A 3,333-nucleotide genomic window follows, 5' to 3' on the forward strand; every position below is an offset into this window, starting at 1 on the left:
CGTCGGCACCTTGGTCGACCAGCGCGTTGGTGGCCTCGGCTTCCTTGACCGCCAGCGACCATTCGCCGGTGAAGATCACCTGGCAGGTGATCGCCGGATCGACCGAGCGCGCGCCCAGCAGGAAGGAATTGATGTTGAGCAGAACCTGCGGGATCGGCTTGGCGGCGACGAAACCGAGCTTCTTCGACTTGGTGGCGTGGCCGGCGACGACGCCGTTGAGGTACTGGCCCATGCCGATATAGCCGAAATAGGAACCGGCGTTCATCGGGTGCTTGTCCTTGTTCCACATGCCGCCGCAATGGCGAAACTGCACGTCAGGGAACTTCGCGCACATGGCCAGCATATGCGGATCGAAGTAGCCGAACGAGGTCGGAAAGATCAGCGAGGCGCCGTCGAGATTGATCATCGATTCCATCGTCTTCTGGACGTCGACCGTTTCGGGAACATTTTCCTCCTCGACGATGGAAATGCCTTCGATGCCCTTCAGCGACGCAGCCCCTTCGGCATGCGCCTGGTTGTAGCCATAGTCGTCCTTCGGGCCGACATAGATGAAGCCGACGGTAGCGGCGGCGGCGCGCGCCGCGCGGATCGGAAAGGCTGCCGAGGCAAGGCCCAGCGCCGCTCCGGCGGCGGAGGTCTTGAGCAGATCGCGGCGGCTAAGCATGAATCTCTCGGTCATATCGAATGCTCCCCTTTCTTGGACCCGGCACGGGTCGGTTGATCTCCTGTCAAGAAAGTGCATGCAATCGCTATGCCAGTTCCGCCGCGAGGTTTTCCGTAATAAAATCAACAGATCACTTTAGAAGGCCTGCATAAAGGCAAGGCAAGTGCATGCACTTTATGCCTGAAAAATGATCAGTTTGACATAAGGGTCAAAATCTAGGCATACAGACGCGCAGCCTGAGTCGAAATCAGCCCGTGAGCCGTCCAGGTCGCGGGTCCGGATCCAAAAAACTGGACGGAGGAGACGTGTCGGGAAGGCGCTTGGTCAGGTCGGGCACGACCGTGGATCAGATGGTGAGGGCGATCGCGGACCGCATCGTCACCGGCTATCTGCGCCCTGGCGAAAGGCTCGACGAGGGCTCGCTCGCCGCCCGTTTCGACGTCTCGCGCACGCCCGTGCGGGAGGCGCTCGGCCATTTGAGCGCCATGGGCCTGGTCGAAAGGCGGCCCAACCGGGGCGCCATCGTCGCCGTGATTACGCAGGAACATCTCGCCTCGATGTTCGAGAGCATGGCCGAACTGGAAGCGATCTGCGCGCGCTTCTCGGCCGAGCGCATGACCGGCGCCGAGCGCCGTTCGCTGGAGATGGAGCATCAGGCCTCGGCGCGGCTCGTGCAGCTCGGCGCCGAGGAGGACTACGAGTTTTTCAACACCGAGTTCCACAGCAGGCTCTATCGCGGCGCGCACAATACGCATATCCACGATTTGACCGTGGCGACCCGCAGCCGCCTGGCGCCGTTCCGGCGCGCGCAGTTCATGCTGCCAGGCCGACTGGCCAAGTCCTGGCAGGAGCATGATGTGATCGTCACCGCGATCATGCGCGGCGATGCGGCGGCTGCCGGCAAGGCCGCCCGCGATCATGTGTCGATCGTCAGCGAGGCGAGCGCTGTGTTCGCGGCCGTCGACCCGATGGAACCGAAGGTCAGCCGATCCGGGCGTCGATGATCTCGACGAAGCGCGCGAAGAGCCCCGCCTGCGACTTGATTTTGAGCTTGCGATAGATGTTGCGGCGGTGGACCTTCACGGTCCCCGGCACGATCCTGAGCGCCCTGGCGATCGATTCCGTGGAATGGCCCTGAAGCACCAGGTCGACGACCTGTTTTTCGCGCGACGTCAGCGACAGGCTCTTCCAGATATGCGCGCGATCGAGCTCGTTGGCCATGGCGACAGTTTCGCCCGGCGGCGGGAGCCCAGCCTCGTCGGCGGGCAGGGCCGGCCAGCGTTGCCGGCAGAAACCGATCACCGCCGGCGCCATGTCGCGCAGCAGCCTGGCGTCGGCTGTTCCGAACGGCCCCGAGGCGCGCAGCCGCATCAGCGACAACACCAGCGCATCCTTGCCGGCCAGCGGCACGAAAAAGCCGACCTCCTCGGCGAGCCGGGTCTGGCTGTAATAGGAACGGTAGTATTCGCTGGCATAGAAGCGGTCCGGCGCCAGCTCGCGCATGCGCCAGAAACCCTCCTTGCGCTCGACCGCGGCATGGTGGAACGGGTCGAGCAGATAGGGCCCCTCCTGATAGAGCGCGACGAAGATGTGGCTTTCGGCCGGCGAGAAGGTCTCGAACAGGAGCGGCGGCCGCGCAGCTCCCCGATAGCCGAAGATCACGCAGTGATCGAAGCGCACATGCCCGCGCAGCCAGCCGACGATCGCCTTGCCGAAATGATCGCCGCCGCTCTCGCGCGTCGCGGCGATCACGGCGGCAAGCGCGTTGTAGTCGTCACTGCGGGAGACGGCCAATTCATACCCCTCTGAACGATTAAATCAGCTAAATATACCACCTGCGAGGTATATACTAGTCGCCATTGGCTCTGCTAGCGTCACGACATTGCCTCACGCTGTCGCTGGAGCCCGTGGCTTGACTGCAGTGCCCGATATCGAGTTTCGCGCGGTCACCAAGCGCTATGGCGCGGTCACCGCGGTGAGCGGCATCGACCTTGCCATCCCGCCTTCCGCTTTCGTTGCGCTGCTCGGGCCCTCCGGCTGCGGCAAGACGACCTGCCTGCGCATGATCGGCGGCTTCGAGCAGCCGAGCGAAGGCCAGGTGCTGATCCGCGGCCGCGACATGGCCGGAACGCCGCCCTACCGGCGCCCGGTCAACATGGTGTTCCAGCAATACGCGCTGTTTCCGCATCTCGATGTCGAGGAAAACATCTCGTACGGCCTGCGTCAGGCGAGGCCGCGGATGTCGTCACGCGAGATCGCCTCAAGGGCCGGCGAGGCGCTGGCCATGGTGCAGCTCGCCGGCTACGGGCGCCGCAAGATCCACGAACTCTCCGGCGGGCAGCAACAGCGCGTCGCGCTGGCCCGCGCACTGGTCAACAAGCCGGCGGTGCTTCTGCTCGACGAGCCGCTGGCGGCGCTCGACAAGAAGCTGCGCACCGACATGCAGATCGAGCTGCAGAACCTGCAGCGCGACATCGGCATCACCTTCGTGCTGGTCACCCACGACCAGGAGGAAGCGCTGTCGATGAGCGACTTCGTCTGCGTTATGAATGGCGGCCGCGTCGTCCAACTCGGCCAGCCGAGCGAGATCTATGACGAGCCGGCGGACCTGTTCGTCGCCGATTTCGTCGGCAAGACCAATCTTTTGAGCGGCAAAGTGGCGGGGCTTT

General features: G+C 63.9%; 4 protein-coding genes. 2 read left to right on the forward strand and 2 right to left on the reverse strand.

Annotation, left to right across the window (positions count from 1 at the left end; translation table 11 throughout):
• Nucleotides 1–679, reverse strand: a 679-nt coding sequence (locus EOA38_RS31505) for a BMP family ABC transporter substrate-binding protein (RefSeq protein ID WP_145966148.1), incomplete at its 3' end; no start/stop codon positions are given.
• Between the two features lie 335 nt (nt 680–1,014).
• Here EOA38_RS31505 and EOA38_RS31510 point away from each other — a divergent pair.
• The gene (locus EOA38_RS31510) at nt 1,015–1,668 is read left to right on the forward strand and encodes a GntR family transcriptional regulator (protein WP_126095745.1); all 654 of its coding nucleotides are present in this window, start codon (nt 1,015–1,017) and stop codon (nt 1,666–1,668) included.
• Here the strand turns inward: EOA38_RS31510 and EOA38_RS31515 are convergent.
• On the reverse strand, nt 1,646–2,458 hold the full coding sequence (locus EOA38_RS31515) for a LuxR C-terminal-related transcriptional regulator (RefSeq protein WP_126091821.1): 813 nt from the start codon (nt 2,456–2,458) through the stop codon (nt 1,646–1,648). The two genes, EOA38_RS31510 and EOA38_RS31515, sit on opposite strands and share 23 nt — an antisense overlap.
• A 118-nt stretch (nt 2,459–2,576) precedes the next feature.
• Here EOA38_RS31515 and EOA38_RS31520 point away from each other — a divergent pair.
• The coding region (locus EOA38_RS31520; protein ID WP_145966149.1) for an ABC transporter ATP-binding protein at nt 2,577–3,333 on the forward strand (757 nt) is incomplete at its 3' end.

Origin of the sequence: Mesorhizobium sp. M1E.F.Ca.ET.041.01.1.1 (assembly GCF_003997355.1) — a bacterium.
Taxonomy (GTDB): Bacteria; Pseudomonadota; Alphaproteobacteria; order Rhizobiales; family Rhizobiaceae; genus Mesorhizobium.

Bases quoted from the DNA above. Each gene is read 5' to 3' on its own strand.
- EOA38_RS31510 (WP_126095745.1), top strand. From the start codon at position 1,015: ATGGTGAGGGCGATCGCGGACCGCATCGTCACCGGCTATCTGCGCCCT.